This is a genomic window from Arthrobacter sp. M2012083 (assembly GCF_000281065.1).
Lineage (GTDB): Bacteria > Actinomycetota > Actinomycetes > Actinomycetales > Micrococcaceae > Arthrobacter.
On sequence record NZ_AKKK01000011.1, the window covers coordinates 98,247 to 115,600 of the forward strand.

General features: G+C 62.4%; 17 protein-coding genes. 10 read left to right on the plus strand and 7 right to left on the minus strand.

The features are described 5' to 3' along the window. Positions 1–151: 151 nt before the first annotated feature. On the plus strand, positions 152–451 hold the full coding sequence (locus A477_RS0107315; RefSeq protein ID WP_011773410.1) for a DUF4193 domain-containing protein: 300 nt from the start codon (positions 152–154) through the stop codon (positions 449–451). A gap of 105 nt (positions 452–556) precedes the next feature. Here the strand turns inward: A477_RS0107315 and A477_RS0107320 are convergent, their stop codons facing one another. The 3 genes from A477_RS0107320 to A477_RS0107330 all read right to left on the minus strand — a co-directional run bounded on the left by A477_RS0107320 (position 557) and on the right by A477_RS0107330 (position 1,692). Further along, positions 557–952, minus strand: a complete 396-nt coding sequence (locus A477_RS0107320) for a LapA family protein (protein ID WP_017198364.1) — start codon at positions 950–952, stop codon at positions 557–559. A 189-nt stretch (positions 953–1,141) separates the two neighbouring features. Beyond that, positions 1,142–1,372: a hypothetical protein gene (locus tag A477_RS0107325; RefSeq protein WP_044568518.1), complete on the minus strand. Its 231-nt coding sequence runs from the start codon at positions 1,370–1,372 to the stop codon at positions 1,142–1,144. A gap of 95 nt (positions 1,373–1,467) precedes the next feature. Beyond that, entirely contained in the window at positions 1,468–1,692 is a 225-nt protein-coding gene (locus A477_RS0107330; protein WP_026005425.1) for a hypothetical protein, read from the minus strand. 116 nt (positions 1,693–1,808) lie between these two features. On the opposite strand from A477_RS0107330, the gene A477_RS0107335 reads away from it, so the two are divergent. The 4 genes from A477_RS0107335 (at position 1,809) to A477_RS0107350 (ending at position 4,245) form a co-directional block, all read left to right on the plus strand. Beyond that, positions 1,809–2,288: a MarR family winged helix-turn-helix transcriptional regulator gene (locus A477_RS0107335; RefSeq protein WP_017198367.1), complete on the plus strand. Its 480-nt coding sequence runs from the start codon at positions 1,809–1,811 to the stop codon at positions 2,286–2,288. A 91-nt stretch (positions 2,289–2,379) separates the two neighbouring features. Beyond that, the gene (locus tag A477_RS0107340) at positions 2,380–2,901 is read left to right on the plus strand and encodes an SSI family serine proteinase inhibitor (protein ID WP_017198368.1); all 522 of its coding nucleotides are present in this window, start codon (positions 2,380–2,382) and stop codon (positions 2,899–2,901) included. Then, a complete protein-coding gene (locus A477_RS0107345; protein WP_192811987.1) occupies positions 2,888–3,826 on the plus strand; it encodes a 3-methyladenine DNA glycosylase in 939 nt (312 codons plus the stop codon). The genes A477_RS0107340 and A477_RS0107345 overlap by 14 nt, the downstream gene beginning before the upstream one ends. A gap of 29 nt (positions 3,827–3,855) precedes the next feature. Continuing rightward, positions 3,856–4,245 (plus strand): hypothetical protein, encoded by a 390-nt coding sequence (locus A477_RS0107350; RefSeq protein WP_017198370.1) that lies wholly within the window; start codon positions 3,856–3,858, stop codon positions 4,243–4,245. 87 nt (positions 4,246–4,332) lie between these two features. Here the strand turns inward: A477_RS0107350 and A477_RS0107355 are convergent, their stop codons facing one another. Beyond that, positions 4,333–7,509: a S8 family serine peptidase gene (locus A477_RS0107355; RefSeq protein ID WP_502685501.1), complete on the minus strand. Its 3,177-nt coding sequence runs from the start codon at positions 7,507–7,509 to the stop codon at positions 4,333–4,335. 274 nt (positions 7,510–7,783) lie between these two features. Then, complete coding sequence (locus tag A477_RS0107360; protein WP_017198372.1) at positions 7,784–10,771, minus strand: exo-alpha-sialidase; 2,988 nt, start codon at positions 10,769–10,771, stop codon at positions 7,784–7,786. A 196-nt stretch (positions 10,772–10,967) separates the two neighbouring features. Here A477_RS0107360 and A477_RS0107365 point away from each other — a divergent pair, with 196 nt between their 5' ends. Together A477_RS0107365 and A477_RS0107370 are read left to right on the plus strand one after the other, a co-directional pair. After that, the gene (locus tag A477_RS0107365) at positions 10,968–11,906 is read left to right on the plus strand and encodes a phosphoglycerate dehydrogenase (protein ID WP_017198373.1); all 939 of its coding nucleotides are present in this window, start codon (positions 10,968–10,970) and stop codon (positions 11,904–11,906) included. A gap of 128 nt (positions 11,907–12,034) precedes the next feature. Beyond that, positions 12,035–12,979 carry a manganese catalase family protein gene (locus tag A477_RS0107370; RefSeq protein ID WP_017198374.1) on the plus strand — a complete coding sequence of 315 codons (945 nt, stop codon included), beginning with the start codon at positions 12,035–12,037 and terminating at the stop codon, positions 12,977–12,979. A gap of 69 nt (positions 12,980–13,048) precedes the next feature. Here A477_RS0107370 and A477_RS0107375 read toward each other — a convergent pair whose 3' ends face one another. Together A477_RS0107375 and A477_RS0107380 are read right to left on the minus strand one after the other, a co-directional pair. After that, positions 13,049–13,339 (minus strand): DUF1540 domain-containing protein, encoded by a 291-nt coding sequence (locus A477_RS0107375; protein WP_017198375.1) that lies wholly within the window; start codon positions 13,337–13,339, stop codon positions 13,049–13,051. 159 nt (positions 13,340–13,498) lie between these two features. After that, the gene (locus A477_RS0107380; RefSeq protein ID WP_017198376.1) at positions 13,499–13,684 is read right to left on the minus strand and encodes a hypothetical protein; all 186 of its coding nucleotides are present in this window, start codon (positions 13,682–13,684) and stop codon (positions 13,499–13,501) included. Positions 13,685–13,962: 278 nt separating this feature from the next. Between A477_RS0107380 and purS the strand changes: the two genes are divergently transcribed. From purS to purL, 3 genes are read left to right on the plus strand one after another with little or no spacing between them, the layout of a single operon-like run. Then, on the plus strand, positions 13,963–14,214 hold the full coding sequence (gene purS / locus A477_RS0107385) for a phosphoribosylformylglycinamidine synthase subunit PurS (protein ID WP_011773385.1): 252 nt from the start codon (positions 13,963–13,965) through the stop codon (positions 14,212–14,214). A 1-nt stretch (position 14,215) separates the two neighbouring features. Next, entirely contained in the window at positions 14,216–14,998 is a 783-nt protein-coding gene (gene purQ, locus A477_RS0107390; protein ID WP_017198377.1) for a phosphoribosylformylglycinamidine synthase subunit PurQ, read from the plus strand. After that, a complete protein-coding gene (purL, locus tag A477_RS0107395) occupies positions 14,995–17,304 on the plus strand; it encodes a phosphoribosylformylglycinamidine synthase subunit PurL (protein ID WP_017198378.1) in 2,310 nt (769 codons plus the stop codon). The genes purQ and purL overlap by 4 nt, the downstream gene beginning before the upstream one ends. Positions 17,305–17,354 lie beyond the last annotated feature (50 nt).

Below are 17,354 nucleotides of genomic sequence, written 5' to 3' on the forward strand. Positions count from 1 at the left end.
GGGGCGAAATGACGGTGGGTGGCGGGTTTTTTTGCCTGTCACCCACGTGGTTTTCGCCACAAGCTGTAGAACTGGGGTATGGTATGGAATTTTCGTGGCATGCTGTACGTTGCATACCCGGTAACCCCCTAACACGAAGAGGCATTAAAAAGTGGCAGCCGATTACGACGAACTCCGTACCGATGTAAAAGAGAACCAGGAGCAGTCCCTCCAGGCTCTCCAGTCCGCCAGCGCTCCCACGGCCAAGAGTGTCGTGCTTGAACTGGACGAAACCGATGGCCTCGATGCCAACGGCCCCGGCGGCGAAATCGTCGCCGAAGAACTGGTCATCCAGGTCATACCGCAGGCCAACGACGAGTTCACTTGTCACTCCTGCTTCCTGGTTCGCCACCGCTCGCAGATCGCACGCGAAAAAGATGGCGTCGCCTACTGCACTGACTGCGAAGGCTAAAACCGCCCACCACCCCGGCGGACTTAACATCGTCAGGGAGTGCCGCCGTCGGGATTAAATTGCGGAAGGACCGGAGCAAAGGCTCCGGTCCTTCCGCAGTTAAAGCTAGTAGCCGCCTCCCGGTCCGCCAACGCCCTTCTTGCGGCGATGATTGGCGATTCTGAGTTGGAGGATTCGGGCCCCGCCTGCAAGGGCCACCAGGACCCCGCCGCCCACGGCGGCTATGAAGAGCGTGGTGCCGAGCGCGAGGGTCCCCTCCAGCCCGAAGAACCGGACGGTGATCATGTCCTGGTTCTGGACGAAGAAAACGATCAGCATCACCAGAACCACCAAGCCCACAGCCACCGCCACCCACAAAGCAGCCGTGCGGGTCGGCCGGTCGTGTCCCGAAGCCGGCGGGATCACGCTCTCCCGTTGTTCCGAGCTACCCTTGTTCGCGCTTCCCCGGTCCGGGCGCGAGGAACCACCCGGAATCCTTGCTGCATCATCCTGGAAACTCATTGACGGCCCCCTCTGTAGACCAGCATTTACCGCACCATCCATACGATAAGCATGCTGATTAGTTGCTCAACAGTGGCACGGTGAACTGATCAAGGTCAAGATGGCGAACCGGCCGGCGCGTAAGGCCGGCGGGCACGCAAGGAAGGGTCGGCGTTCGCGGTCCGACCCTTCGGCTCCTCACGCATCTCCTTAGAGGCTGTAGTCGGTGCTGGTCGGGCCGGGATCGTTGTTCCGGACCGCGTAGTGATGGCCCTCAGAATCAGTCTCGACGTCGAAGTTCTTCAGATCCGCCTCGGAAGCGGTCTCGAAGTCATCGTGTTTGTGCACCACGGGGCTGTCCGTATCGCCGTGGGTTGCCGGTCCAAAAACGGACTGCAGCCGCTCGGTCACGTGGACGAAGCCTTCCATTCTGCGTCCCATGTTTTCCACCTCCCTTCCTACCGGAGAGAGAAAAGCGGCAGGGCTGGTGCGTGCCGTTCAGTGAGGCCAATTTTACGCGCGGGTGGTAGTGAACGCTACCGCAACGACTTGTCCTCCGGGTTGCGGGGCACCACGTAGGTGCTGCCGTCGGGTCGGCGGAGGGTTTCCCACTGTTGGGTCTCCGCCTGGCGCTGCGCGAGCAGCTTCTGGTTGGCTTCGGTCATCTCGTGATCGAGCGAGCTGCTGTGCGCAGGCCCGAAAATTACCCGGAACTTCCCTGTCGCGCGCATGAACTTCCGTGTGAAGGATTCCTTGGCCACGCGGATCGACTCCTCTTTTAGGCGGTTCAGTACGTCCATAGTACGCTAATCATTAGTGCACTAACTAATCAGCAAACATGCGCTAATAGTTCAGGCAGCAAGCACAGGAGGCAGCCATGACAACCCTTGACGAGTCCACCCGCGAGACCGACGATCTCCTTCTGGAGCGCCAACTGTGCTTCGCCCTCACCGTGGCCTCGCGCAGTGTTGTGGGTGTTTACAAGCCTGTGCTTGAGCGGCTCGGGCTTACCCATCCCCAATACCTGGTGATGCTTGCCCTCTGGGAACGGAGCCCCCGGACACTCAAGGACATCAGCGACAGCCTCCTGCACGAACCAGCCACTCTCTCCCCGCTACTCAGGCGACTGGAGGAAGCCGAGTTGATTACCCGCGAGCGAGTGCCCGGCAATGAACGCGCATTGGCGGTCAAGTTGACGGACAAAGGTGCCGCCCTTCGAGAGCAGGCCACCGCCGTTCCGGGGGAGATTCGCGAGCGCCTGCAGCTAAGCCGCGAAGAGGTAGCCGAACTCCACCAGGCCATGACCGGACTGATCGCGGCCACGCAACAGCAGAAGCCCATCAGCGCAACTCCCTAGCCAAGCACACTCCCCCGGTGGTCTTCTTGAAGCGAACACAGAAGCGGGCACCAAAAGTGCCGCGTAAAATGGATGCAACCTAGGAGACTTAATGCGCATGCGATTTGTTCGGCCCTTGCTGGCAGTATTGGCCATCGCCGGCCTCGCCGCATGCTCAGGCACCCCCACCCCGGGTTCCACCAACAGCCCGACGGAAGCGCCGTCGTCGTCGGCCACTTCAAGCAGCAGCCCCAGCAAAACCGCAACTCCCAGCGCGTCAACAGCCACCGGCGCAGGCAATGCCGAACTCTCCATCACGCTCCTTGAAACTCCGGAGTCCGCTCCCCAGTCGTTCACACTCGTCTGCACGAATGGTGTGCCCGCCGCCGAAAGCAGCCACCCGTCGGCAGCCGAGGCCTGCACTTCACTCAAGAACGGCCCCTCCGTCCTGAGCCCCGCCCCGATGCGAACGGACCAAGCCTGCACCATGCAGTACGGGGGCCCGGCAACAGCCAAGGTGACCGGTTCAGTGGACGGCAAGGAAGTCAGCGCTTCCTTCAACCGAACGGATGGCTGCCAAATCGCCCTGTGGGACGCCGCGAAGAGCGTCCTCGGATCAGATGGCGGCCTCTAGGCTGCGGCACCTCCCCCAAGAGCGATGGCTCGGGCTGGAGGCAGCCCACCATGCACGCGTCGCGCGTTATGCAGATCCCTATCTGGCGCGTCGTTCAGCCGGTAAGAAGCACCCCGTAGAGGACTTCCTCTTCACCTACTACACGCAGAAGCCGGGCCAGTTGCAGCGTTGGCATCCCGGCGACGGCGTAGTCCTCAGCGGCGAGCGCGCCTTGGAGCGCGTCTCCTGGAAGTTCTACAGAGCGGCCGACGACGCCGAACTCGCCTCTGTCGGGCTTCCAGCGGGAACGCCGGCAGTCACCTTTGAGCGGGCCGGCTTCCTTGCCGACCGCACCGAAGCTGTCCGCTTCGCCGGAATCATCCTCGCGGGCACGGCCAAGCGACCGGCACAGTTTGGGTGCTTTGGCCTGCACGAGTGGGCCATGGTGTATCGGCAGGAAAAGTTTGAGCTGCGGCATGAGTACCTCAAGCTGAGGCTTGGCGGCGACGGTACGGACACCGTGGTGGAAGAGAACCGCATCCGCTGCTCGCACTTTGATGCCTTCCGCTTCTACACGCCTGACGCCACCTCGCTGAATGAACTTACGCCTACCCGCGAGAACCAGCGCACCATGGAGCAGCCGGGTTGCTTGCACGCCAACATGGACCTTTATAAGTGGGCCTACAAGCTAACGCCTGCCCTGCCGAGCGAGCTGGTGATGGACTGCTTCGAGTTGTCATGGCGGATCCGCACGATGGACATGCAGGCGTCTCCCTACGATCTTCAAGAATGGGGCTACCCGCCCATCAGGATTGAGACACCGCAGGGCAAGGCCGAGTACGTTGAATACCAGCGGGCTTTCGCGACCGAATCCCAGGAGTTGCGGGCCCGCGTGCTCCAGGCAGTAGGGCCGCTCTTGGATGAGCTGAGCGGTTTGGCTGCCTGAGCACCCGCCGCCACCAGCGAAAGGTAACCATGGTTTCCGAAAAGAACAGCGAGTACGACGTCGACCTCACAGTAAGACTGACGGAGGCGCCTGGCGCTGACAGCCGGGAGTTCCACCTCCGGTCCGCTGCCGGGATCATGTCTGCAGACCCGGACTCGCTGGACTCAAATTTGCCCGACGCGCCTGCGGCGCTTGCCGCCGTCGAGCAATTCGGGGAAGAAATCTTCTTTCCCGAGCCCAGGCCGGACCGGATCTGCACTCAGCAATACGGTGGCCCGCAAGTTGCTGTAGTCACCGGATGGTTCCGTGGACGCAAGGTCCATAGCCAATTCAGCCGCACCGACGGATGCGAGATCGCACGTTGGAAAACCTTGGCGGCGTTGTTGGGCAATACCGGAGGCTCCACGGGCGCTGCCTAGGACACCGATTCCGTCCCATGACACGCAAATGGGCTGGGGACGCCCGGATTCAGGTGTCCTCAGCCCATTTGCGTGTCCTGCAGGAATTTAGCCGGCGTTGTTGCTCTGTGTCGGCTCGTCAGCGCGGATCTTGCCACCGTGCTTCTTGTCCTTCTTGTCCTTCTTCGGGTCTTCCTCGTCCGGAACCACGACGGTTCCGCCCGGGTTGACCAGGACGGTGACGAAGCTCGGCTCGCTGGTACCTGCGAAGGTCAGGCGACCAATGTAGGAGCCGGGTTCCAGGTTCTTCCAGTTCAGCGAGATCTGGCCCGTCTTGCCATTGGCGAGGCGGATTGGATTCGGCGTCACGGTCGCGTTGCCTTGGTTGGCGCCCAGGACGGCGGCATCAACAGTGGCCTTTGTGGGCTGGTTGTTGGGGCTCGCATAGAGGTTGGCGAAAACGTAGTAGTCGCCCGGCGCCGGGTTGGGAACGGACAAGGTTTCGCTTGCCGAGGCCGTCGCGGCCGGCAACTGCTGACCGGACGGAGTGAGCACCAGCATGTCGAAGTCCGCGGCCTCGTTGGAAGAGATCACCGAGAACTTGGCAAGCGCACTGCCCTCACCAACTGTCACCTTCTTCACGTAGTTGGAAGCATTGGTCTCACCCGCGAACGGGCCGGGAACCAGCTCGACTGCCGAGGAATCTGCTTTGGAAAGACCATCAACGGTGACGCCTACCGGCAGGTTGGTGCCTGAGGTGATGTTGATGGTGGCGGAGCCGTTAGGTCCCGTTCCCGTGAAAGCCAGGGCCTTGTCCGCGATGACGGACTGCGGCCGGACGGCGATCGGCGAGGTGACGGTCTTGTTGGCACCCTGCCAGTTCAGCGAACCCATGGCAAACTTGCCCAGGTCGGCGTTCTTGTTTTCGAACTGGACCTTGAACGTCTTCTTCTCGCCGGGGGCACCGAATGTGAGCACGGACGGCGTGACCTTGACGTTGACGCCCGGCACATTGACCGATGCCCGGTACGTGCCCGGGGTCAATGCGGTGAGGGTACGGGTGACCTCGATCTTGCCCGCGAGGTTGCCGAGCGCGAAAGAGGGAACGTTCATGTCGCGGGGTGCCGTGGTGCCCAGCCCCTCCATGCCCAGGTCCATGCCTGTGCCCTGGATGAACTTCAGGTAGTCCTCGGTTGTGGCGTCGTATACCAGGCCCGGTGAGAGGACCTTGGCCGGATCTACCTGCCCGGCGCCCGTGGCGAAGACATCCTTGTTGATGGCGCCGTTGGCCAGCTTGACCGGACCAGCGGTGGTCATCATGGCGGACTTCACCGTGGCCGGGGACCACTGCGGGTTCTTGGACAGGATCAGGGCGCCGAACCCGGCAACGTGTGGAGACGCCATGGACGTTCCTGAGAGGAAGCCGAAGTTGTCTCCACCAGTTCCGATCGGTGAAACGCCGGCGAGGATAGCGACGCCGGGAGCGGACACGTCAGGCTTCAACAGGTCCGAGTCGGTAGCAAGAAGCGGACCGCGCGAGGAGAATCCTGCGATCTGCGGCTGTGCTTCAGCGGGCAGGCCGGTGGTGTCGCGATTCAGGAGGGACACGGTGATGGCCGGGTTGGCCGTGACCTTGTCCTTGATGGTCTGAGTGGCGGGCGGGTTCACGTGGACGGTGGGGATGACGTGCTTGTCGGTGTCCAGGGACGAATCGGTCAGGTTCACCAGGATCATGCCGACGCCACCGCCGCGAAGGACCTCAGCGCTCTTGGCGGTACGGTCGACAACACCACGGTCGCAAACAACGACCTTGCCGGCTACCTTGGCCGGGTCCAGGGAGCCGGGAGCACAGAGCGCAGCGTTGCCTTCACCGCTTGCAGCGTTGGTGGAAAGCACGACGCCGGCCCCGCTCACCTCGCGGTTCATGATGCTCGCTCCGCGGAACTTGCTGCCATCGGAGAACTCAACAGTGCCCTGAAGCTCCTGCGAGAAGGACGTCGCGGCAACCGTGGTCAGCCAGGGTGCTCCGTGGTTGACGGTGCTGGCGGTCGGTCCGGAGTTGCCTGCCGAGGTTGCCACGAAGATGCCTGCGGAAGCTGCCGACAGGAAGGCCAGCGAGACGGGATCGGTGGTGGACGTGGTTGAACCGGAGATGGAGTAGTTCAGCACATCCACACCGTCCAGAATGGCCTGCTCGATCGCGTCCACAGACGCGGAGCCGTAGCAACCACCCGTGGCTGGGTCTGTGTCCTCCCAGCAGACTTTGTAGACGGCGAGCTTGGCGGCGGGTGCGATGCCGCTGGTGATTCCGAAGCTGCGGCCGTCCACTACGGCGTCAACGTTGGCGTTGCCCGCTGCTGTGCTGGCTGTATGGGTGCCGTGGCTGTCCACGTCGACGGGAGAAATGACTTCTTCCGGAGCGCGGTTTTCCGGCGGAACAGTCTCCAGGAAGGCGTCAGCGAAGTAGTGGGTGCTGAGAACCTTGGAGTTGCAGGCACTGCCGTCGTAGTCGGCACCCGTGTCGGTACCTGGCTGGCATTCACCAACGAAAGTATCGCCGTCGGCCTTCAGCATGGCGATCTTGCCGTCAGCAGTGCGGTACGGAACGCCTACCTGGGCGTTGCCCACCAACGGGCCAACAGGCTCACCGGAGAAGAACGGGTTGGACGGGGTGTAGCCGGTGTCGATCACGCCAACAACGGTGCCCTTGCCGGCGTTGTCCAGTCCGCCGTACTGGGTAGCCCAGGTTCCGTTGGGGCCGCTGAGCTTGAGGAAGTCGGTGGTGGAGTAGTCCGGGGCGTACTGCGTGTCCGGTGCCACCATGAGGACCTTGGGGTCCTTGGCAAGGTTGATCGCCTGGTCAGCTGTCAGGTTGGCACTGAAGCCGTTGACGGCGGTGGTGAAGTCACGCTCGATGGTGACGTTTTCCTGCTGGGCAATCTCCTGCTGCCGGCCCTGCAGGTGCTGCTGGTATTCCTTCACCTCGGCGCTGTCGGCGTCGAGCTTCTTGCCTTCTTCCGGCTTGGTGGGAGCAAGCCCGGCCGTGCCGCCGTCGTACGTCGCTGCAGGCTTTTCGGCCAGGACCACCATGTATCGGCCGTCCTTGTAGGCGCTGGGGTCAAGGTTCTTCTTGGCCACGCCTGCAACGTTCCCTGGCGTCTCCGGGGCGGGAGCGGCCTGGGCCGGCATCGCCATCGACGAGAGCAGCAACGGCAGGCCAACGGCAAGCACCGCAGCCTTTCGAAGTCCCCCGCTTCTGACGAAGCTCTTTCCTTGTGATTTCACGAGTGGTTGCACCTTTCACTGAGGGAGGACCGGGCTCCATCGCCCATGCCCTGTCAACTTTTAGTTGGTTGAACCTTTGACAGTTCTTGTCAAAGCCGCGCAACCAGCCGAGTCACAGAGTACCTAGTGAGAGCCAAATATGACATACAGCACATTTCAAGTTTTTTGTCTTGTCATAGAGCCGGTGATTCCTCACGAAATGACAAACGACGGACCGCAGGAAATGTCCTGCGGTCCGTCGCATAATTTCGCAGCATATTGCGGACAAAAGGTGCTAGCCCTTGGGCGTCACGTGCAGTCGGTCAAAGGATACCTGCAACCCGTCCTTATCCAGGACCACCACGTCATCCCGGCCATTCTTCACGTCCGAGGGGAGAATGAACTCAACGGTGGCATCCGTGCCGGGAAAGGTCCACCCAACGCGGTACCCCGTCTTGTTCAAATACACGTAGTACCAGTTCCCATAGTCCAGGCCCTTGAGCTCTACCCTCTGGCCTGTGCTGTACTTATCCGCCGTGCCAAGGTCAGTGGGCGGTGTGCCCAACTCCTGGACGGTCAGCACAGGCTCAAAGTCCGGCCGTTCGGGCTGGACCGTGAGCACCAGCGGGTCAGCTTCGGCAGCAGCGGCAACGTCCCGGTCACCATTGCTTGCACTTGCCTCAAACGAAAGCGCGCCCAAGCTGCCTGCAGCAACATCCCCGGCAGTCAGGACGTGCTGCCGCGTGGAAGTCACAGTGGCTCCGACGGCAAAAGTGGCTTCGGAAATACCGGCCTCCGGCGCCTCCAACCCGGTCACTGCCACGTTGCCGGCGTTTCCCACGGTGTAGGTGTAGATGACGGGATCTCCGGCACTGGCGAAGCGGTCGCCGTCGGCGTCTTCCCACACTGCCGAGACGGTCGCCTCAAGCTTCGGTTCACGGACCTTAAGATCTACTTCGCCGCCGTCCACGGCCATGTTGTTGGTGCTTTGACCCGCCGCGCTGACTTCCCACGTGGTCTTCGGATTGAAGAATCCCTGCTCAGCTTCTTCAGCGGTGACAGTGTGGCGCGGAGTGGAGCACTGGTAGCTCTGACCGACCGGCAGGACGCTGTAGCGGCAATTGCCTGGCCCTTCCGGAAGGAACGGACTGAAGTTGCCAGCCGTCGGGACTACCTTTTCCACCAGCGGGCTCGTGTTCTTGACGGTGAAGGTGTACGGGACCAGGTCGCCTGCCGCGTACGGCTGGGTGGCGAGGTCACGCCCGACGTCGGCGCGCGCCCCGCTGATGTCGGCCGTCAGGAGACCGTCGCGCAAAGCGACCGCGGCGCCAATGAACGGCACAGTCACGGTGAGCGACGGCGTCGAACTTGCCGTGATGCTGAAGCTCGCCTCCGGCACGAAATAGCCGCGCTGGACGTCGGCCGCGGTGATCACATGCTTGGCGGTGGTGCAGTTGTAACTGGCGCCGGCGGCCAGATTGTTGAACCTGCAATTGGGGGCCGACGGTGGCAGGAAGCCTGAGTCGAACGTCCCGGAAACAGGCACCACATTGGCAGTGACGTTGGCAGTGCTCTTGACGTTCAACGAATAGCTGAGGACCTCACCCGCTTGGTAGGGGTTTGCAACGACGTCCCGGGCTGGAGCCGTTCCCGTGATGGTGAGCCCCACCCGCGGAGGGGCCGGCACAGTGGCGGTGAAGGCGGACTGCGAAACCTTGCCAGCCGTCGTCGTGAATGCTGCGTTAAGGTTCTGCGGACCGCTGGCGTTTGCTGGCGCGGTCAGGGCAACGTTGACCGTGGCCGAGGCGCCGGGGGCGACGTCGGGAACAGGTACCGTGGTGGCCGACCAGCCAGTGGGCGTGTAAATAGTGGCATTCGCCCCGGACAGGACGCCGGCTTCCTGATTGGTGACGGTCACGGGCACCTGCTGTGTAGCGCCCGGGGCAGTGGTGACAGCCGGGACCGAGAGCGGGGCGCAGACGTAGTTCAGCCAGGCGTCATCGAACTTTGCGAACGGCATATTGTCTGTGTAATTGCCCTCATAGAGCACGCCAAATGTGTCGGCTTCCAGGCGGGTCACCGTGGAGTACGCGGAGAAGCCGGAACGGATGGTGCGGACGCCTGGCCACGTGGCGCCGTCGTCGCAGGAGACGCGGGCCGAGACATTTTCGCGGCCGGTCTTGGAGTTGGCGTTGGTGAAAATGAGCTTCTTGGCGTCAGCTGAGCCCTGCTCCGCATCCGGGAACATGCGTGCGATGGCACCGTTGTTGGCGGGGTCCGGAAGCTCTGTGTCTTGAGTGACCGGACCGTAAGTAGCTCCGCCGTCCGTTGAGATGGCCACTTTTCGGTAGCCCTGGTTGGCGTTGTCCCGCGAATTGAGGAGTACCCGGCCGTCGGAAAGTTCTACCGTCTTGTTCTCGTCCATCCGGTCCCCGACGTTGGCGCCCTTGTGCCAAGTGGCGCCGTGGTCGTCGGAATAGACGCTGTAGGCCTGGATCTTGTTGGTGCCATCCGCCTGCCGGACGTCCCCGGCATACTGCTGGATCAGGCGGCCCTTGTACGGGCCGTATTTGAGCTGGATTCCCTCGCCGGAGGACGCGAAGTTGGAACGGACATCGCCGGCCATGGGGCTTGCCTTACTGGTTCCGGGCTTGGTGACATTGGTGATGAGGCGTGGTTGGCTCCATGTAGCGCCGGCATCCGACGACTCAATGACGGCCGAGGAAATCACTGTCCGGTCGGCGTCGTTGTTGCCGAACTGGCTACCGCCGAAGCCTTGGTCCTTGGAGTACACAAAGAAGGCAAAAACTTTGCCGGCCTCGGCATCGTAAATGTAGGAGGGGTCGCTGTACCCGTACTTGGGTCCGCTGGCATCGCCCACGTGGCCGGCGGCAATGACCGAGACGGGCCCCCACGTCCGGCCGCCGTCGGTGCTGCGACGCTGCACGATCGAGTTGGGGTTGGGCGCGTCCGCCGCTGAATCCGGACGTCCGTCCCACGCAGCGAGCACCACGTTGTTGCCCGGATAGGTCAGAGCTGGGATGCGGTAGAAGAAGTTCGCGGCAGTGCGGTCGGCGCCGATGTTGGCCTCAGTAAAAGTGCCTGGCGCAATTGCCGGGTTGTTGGGTGGAAAGGGTGCGGCGGTTGCCGGAAGCCCGGGACCTGCCAGGAGGCCCAGGCTCAATGCGCCGGCGGCTGCGACGCGGGCGAGCAATGGCACAGGGGGTGTGGATTTCAAATCCAGTGTCCTTTCGAATCGGCTCCGAGTCGGCACCTCCCCCATATTTGGCTCCGGGATTGGTAGAGGTGCGATCTCGAGTGGGCGTTCATGTCACGTGATACGTGCCACGTCGAACGTCCTACAACCATAAGGTGCTCGGCGTCACATTGCTAGGTATAAAAGCTATTAGCCTTCAAGGACCTGCAAAGCGGTAGCGTCGTGTGCGTACCGCCAAGACACTTCAAGCAACGGAGCCGCTGTGAAAATCCTTGTCCCCGACACCATCAAGTTGGACCTCTCCGCACTGGAGGACGAGGTCTTCGTGTATCAAGTGGACAAGCCCGTTCCCAGCGAGCACCGCGACGCGGAAGTCCTGGTGGTTTGGCGGAACACCTCGGACAACCTGGCCGATGCCGCCAAGGAAATGCGCCAACTGAGGCTGGTCCAGACGCTCGCCGCTGGTCCGGATTCTGTGCTGGCAGCAGGCTTCGGGAATAAGGTAGCCGTCACTTCCGGCCGCTCCCTTCACGATGGCCCCGTGGCCGAACATGCTCTGGCCCTGATTTTGGCTGCAGTTCGCCGCATGGACCAGTTGATGGAGTCCCAGAAGGGCTCCACCTGGAACCAGCCATACAACGCCGCCCAGTCCGCACCCGACACGGAGCAGCTCTACACGCTCGACGGCGCCAACGTCACCGTTTGGGGCTTCGGTTCCATCGCGGGGACGCTGGCTCCCCTCCTGGCCGCTTTGGGCGCGAACGTCACCGGCGTCGCCAGTTCCAAAGGTGAGCGATACGGTTTTCCCGTGGTGGCGGACGACGAATTCCCGGAAGTCCTGCGCACCACCGATGTCCTGGTCTCGATCCTGCCGGCTACCCCGGAAACCGCGGATGCCCTGAACGAAGACGTCCTGCGGGCCCTACCGAACACGGCCATCTTTGTAAACGTCGGCCGCGGCGCAACGGTGGACGAAGACGCCCTGCTTGCAGCGTTGCAGGAAGGCCGGCTGCGCGTCGCCGCCCTCGACGTCACCAAGGAAGAACCGCTGCCCGTCGACTCCAAATTGTGGAGCGCACCGAACCTGATCATCACCCCGCACGTGGCCGGCAACCGCCCTAAGGGCGCCGCCAAGCTCGTGCTGGCAAACATCACGGCACTCAAGGAAGGGTCAGCACTGGCTAATCAGGTTGCGGGCTAACGACTGGCAATCAAATCGATATTTTCATTGCCTCCAAATAGTAAGCATGCTTATGGTAAGTGGGTCCGGGGTGGCCAGCAGAGGGTTTCCATCCCAAACACGCAGCATGAACAACGTGAGGAATCGCAATGTACCTGCACACCCAACTTCTCATCAACGAAATCGCCGCTGACGAGCCCGATCCCGCCGCAGCAAACGCCCTCCAGGAAGGCCTCGGCGGACAATTCGGTGAGATGCGCACCATGATGCAATACCTGTTCCAGAGTATGAACTTCCGCGGCGACCCGGCTTCCAAGCCCTACAAGGACCTCCTTCAGGGCATCGGAACCGAAGAAATCAGCCACGTGGAACTTATTGGAACCACCATTTCCCAGCTCCTTGACGGCTCACCGCGCTACCAAGGCAAGAAGACCGACCCCGTGGACGAGCCAGGAGCAAAAGGGGCCACTCCCCTGAACATCGCCTTGGACCACAGCAACATCCACCACTATCTGGTGGGCGCACAGGGTGCGCTGCCGGTGGATGCCGCGGGCAACCCGTGGAGTGGTTCCTACGTCTACAACAGCGGCAATCTGGTCCTGGACCTGCTGTACAACCTGATGCTCGAATCCACAGGCCGGCTCCAGAAGTGCCGCATTTACGAAATGACGGAGAACAAGACAGCCCGCTCCACCATCGCGTACCTGATCGTGCGGGACCAGGCCCACGAGAATGCCTATGCCAAAGCGCTGGAAAGCCTGGGCGTGAACTGGGGCAAGGTACTTCCCATCCCGAAGACCAACGCTGAGCAGTTCCCGGAAGTCAAGAAGCTTTTGGACAAGGGTCTGCAGAGCATCCAGTACACCTTCAGCGCGGACAACCTCAGCGAAGCCGGCAAGCTCTTCCGTGGAGCTTCACCGTCCAACGATGGCACCGAGCTAACCACCGACGTCATGCCTGACGGATACCCGATCACCATTTCTCCGGAACGCAAGGAAGAATTCGCGCCGGGACTGGACCCGGAGCTCCTGGCCCTGATCCAGGCTGTGGCCGAGCAGGAATTGCAGGACGCGAACAACCCCAAGGGCGGCTAGCACAGCGCTAAGCGCAATAAAAAGCGGGCCTGGCCTCCATGGAGGTCAGGCCCGCTTTTGCGGGAACGATCAGGCGTGCTCGTACGTCAGGCAATCGGCGGCTTCGCGGCCGGGTCCAACCTTGACGTCGTGTGCCTCGCACATGAGGTTGTTGTTGTGGACGCACTCGGAGCGCTGGCAGGCACCTACGTGGGCGAGGACCTTGGGAAGGCCGCCCATGGCATTGGTGTCAATGAACGTTGCGCAGGAAGCGTGGTCCTGGCTGCCACCGATGGTGATTCCGAATGCGGTGCAACCGTTGTGGTTGAATCCGCACGTGCCAACGCTACAGGCGGATACTTCGGCAATGTGTTCGGTCATTGTTCCTCCTGGTTTGGATTCTGAAAGGTACTGGGGCTGAACCCCGGTGTCCTTCCAAACTACGCCGGAATCACAACATTTAACCGCTTTGAATAGCGCATTTGTATGTGCCCTAATCCGCGCCATTCCGCCGAATATCGGCCCTTCGGCGGTTAGGTCCTACTTACTTGGAGTGCGTAGGGCGTCACTGATCCTGGCCCGCGTTTCCTTGTCCAAAGGCGCGGTGACACGATGCTCCCGCGCGGCCCGGTCCGCCATGATTTTCTGGATGACCATCCGGCCCAGACCTGCAAAAACGGCTGCGGCCACTACGCCCAGCACCATCGATTTCGGTTTCTCAGCCATGCCGCAATCTTAGTGACGGCGAACTACCGCGGCCAGCGATTTCTGCCATCACGGCGGGGTGCCCTCGCGCAATCCGGCTGAATAGGGTATGTGCCTTGATCCCGGTAGAATAGGTGTGCAAGCTCGCGGAGCGCCCCCCATGCCGTTCAAACATTGCAGTTCACAACGTGTTTAGCCCTGTGCTAAAACGCTGTTTGGATGCGGCTGAACGGCGTGAGACGGCACCTCCGCGGCAGCCTTATTTAAGGTTCACCCAACTCACGCACAGGAGTTACCGGATGCCCCGGATCGTCGTTGACGTCATGCCCAAGCCCGAGATTCTGGACCCCCAGGGGAAGGCCATCGTGGGTGCTCTGCCCCGCCTCGGCTTCAACAGCTTCAGCGCAGTCCGCCAGGGCAAGCGCTTCGAACTGACCGTCGACGGCGAGGTGACCGACGCTATCCTGGCCCAGGCCCGCGAAGCTGCCGAAACCCTCCTGTCCAACCCGGTGATCGAGGATGTAGTCAACGTCGAGGTCGTCGAGGCCTGACATGACTTCAATTCCCCTGATTGGCGAGGCAGTGGCCGTCGCCGCGGAGCCCCGCTTGGCTGGCGCCAAGATCGGCGTCGTGACCTTCCCCGGCACCCTTGACGACCGCGACGCCGCCCGTGCGGTGCGGCTTGCAGGTGGCACAGCGGTTTCCCTGTGGCATGCAGATACCGAACTAGGCGACGTTGACGCTGTCATCATCCCCGGCGGTTTCTCCTACGGTGACTACCTCCGCGCCGGCGCTATTTCGCGCTTCGCGCCGCTGATGTCCAAGATCATCGACGCCGCGAACTCCGAGGCAAAGCTACCGGTCCTGGGCATTTGCAACGGTTTCCAGATCTTGACCGAGTCGCACCTGCTGCCCGGTTCCATGATCAAGAACGACCACCTGAAGTTCATCTGCCGCGACCAGACACTGCGCGTGGAGAATGCCAACACTGCCTGGACCGTGGACTACACGGACGGCCAGGAAATCATTGTGCCGTTGAAGAACCAGGACGGCCAGTACATCGCTGACGGGAAGACCCTGGATGCCCTTGAGGCTGAGGGCCGCGTGGTGTTCCGCTACGTGGGCTTCAACCCGAACGGCTCCCGCCGTGACATCGCGGGTATCTCCAACGCAGCCGGCAACGTGGTGGGCCTCATGCCGCACCCCGAGCACGCTGTGGAGACCGGCTTCGGCCCGGAGGTTGGCTTGTCCGGCTCCGCCGGTGCACCCCGCGACACCGACGGCCTCGGTTTCTTCACCTCCGTTTTGACCAAGATTGTGGGAGGCGACAAGTGACCACGGAAACCACCAAGAAGTTCAACATCGACACCGTTGAGCACGCTGCCAAGACCCCGGACACGGAACTGCCTTGGGCTGAGCTGGGCCTGAAGCAGAACGAGTTCGACGAGATCGTCAAAGTCCTGGGCCGCCGCCCCACCGGCGCCGAGCTGGCCATGTACTCCGTGATGTGGAGCGAGCACTGCTCGTACAAGTCCTCCAAGAACCACCTTCGCCAGTTCGGCGAGAAGGTCACCGAGGAAATGAAGAAGGACATGCTGGTGGGCATCGGCGAGAACGCCGGCGTCACCAACCTGGGCGACGGTTGGGCCGTGACGTTCAAGATCGAGTCCCACAATTCGCCGTCGTTCGTTGAGCCTTACCAGGGTGCCGCTACCGGCATCGGCGGCATCGTCCGCGACATCATCTCCATGGGCGCCCGCCCGGTTGCCGTGATGGACCCGTTGCGTTTCGGCGCGATCGACCACCCGGATACCGCCCGCGTCATGCACGGTGCCGTTGCCGGCATCGGTGGCTACGGCAACTGCCTCGGCCTGCCGAACATCGGCGGCGAAATGGTCTTCGACTCCGTCTACCAGGGCAACCCGCTGGTGAACGCACTGGCCGTGGGTGTCATGCGCCACGAGGACATCCGCCTGGCCAACGCCTCCGGCAAGGGCAACAAGGTTGTCCTGTTCGGTGCGCGCACCGGCGGCGACGGCATTGGCGGCGCTTCGGTACTGGCATCGGAGTCCTTCGATGACACCAAGCCCTCCAAGCGTCCGGCTGTACAGGTGGGTGACCCCTTCGCTGAGAAGGTCCTGATCGAGTGCTGCCTGGAGCTCTTCAAGGGCTCCCTGGTTGAAGGCATCCAGGACCTTGGCGCTGCAGGTATTTCCTGCGCCACGTCCGAACTCGCGTCCAACGGAGACGGCGGCATGGAGGTGGAGTTGACCTCGGTCCTGCTGCGCGATCCCACGCTGACCCCGGGCGAGATCCTCATGTCCGAGTCGCAGGAACGCATGATGGCCGTTGTCACGCCGGAGAACATCGCAGCCTTCGAAGCTGTTATGGACAAATGGGCCGTGGAGTACTCCTGGTTGGGTGAGGTTACCGATACTGGTCGCCTCATCATCACCTGGGAAGGCGAAGTAATCGTCGACGTCGATCCCCGCACCGTTGCGCACGACGGCCCGGTCTACGACCGTCCGTTCGCCCGCCCGGAGTGGCAGGACTCGGTCCAGGCCAACTCCTTCACCGGATCTGTTGAGGACGCCGGCCGTCCGTCCGCTCCCTCGGAGTTGGCTGCTGCCGTCACAGAACTCGTGGCATCACCGAACATGTGCAGCAAGGACTGGATCACCAAGCAGTACGACCGCTACGTTGGCGGCAACACTGCCATGGCGTACCCGGACGATGCCGGCGTGGTCCGCGTTGACGAAGAAACAGGCTTGGGCGTTGCCCTGGCCACCGACGCCAACGGCCGCTACACCTACCTGGAGCCGTACCAGGGTGCCCAGCTCGCGTTGGCTGAGGCCTACCGCAACGTTGCCACCTCGGGCGCTGTTCCGATGGCCGTCAGCGACTGCCTGAACTTCGGTTCCCCCGAGGACCCGGATGTCATGTGGCAGCTGGCCGAAGCCATCCGTGGTTTGTCCGACGCCTGCATGGAACTCGGCATCCCGGTCACCGGCGGCAACGTCTCGCTCTACAACCAGACCGGCACAACGCCGATCCACCCCTCCCCCGTGGTGGCAGTCCTGGGCAAGCTCGACGACGTCGCCCGCCGTACGCCGTCGGGCTGGCGCGAGGACGGCCAGGCCATCTACCTGCTGGGCACCACCGCAGCAGAGCTGGACGGATCCGAATGGTCCAACCTCCGCGGACACCTTGGCGGTTTGCCCCCGAAGGTCGACCTCGCAGCAGAGCGGGCATTGGGTGAAATCCTGATCAACGCTTCACGTGACGGCATGGTTGATGCAGCACACGATCTCTCCGAAGGTGGCCTCGCGGCCGCACTGGTGGAGTCCTCGCTGCGTTACGGCGTCGGCGCCCGCATCGCCCTTGAAGAACTCATGGAGCGCGACGGCGTGGACCTGTTCACCGCCCTCTTCTCTGAGTCCCAGGCCCGGGCCATCGTGTCCGTCCCGCGCTCGGAGGAAGTCCGTTTCAAGGACATGTGCACCGCGCGCGGTTTCGCCCACCTCCGTATCGGCGTTGTTGACGCTGCCGGCGGAAAGCTGGAGATCAACGGTGTGAATGAGCTGTCCTTGGATGCTCTCCGCGAAGCACACGAAGCCACCCTGCCGAAGTACTTCGGCTAAGAGCAGGCAAGCCAAAAAGGCCCCGGCGACATCCTCTGGAATGTCGCCGG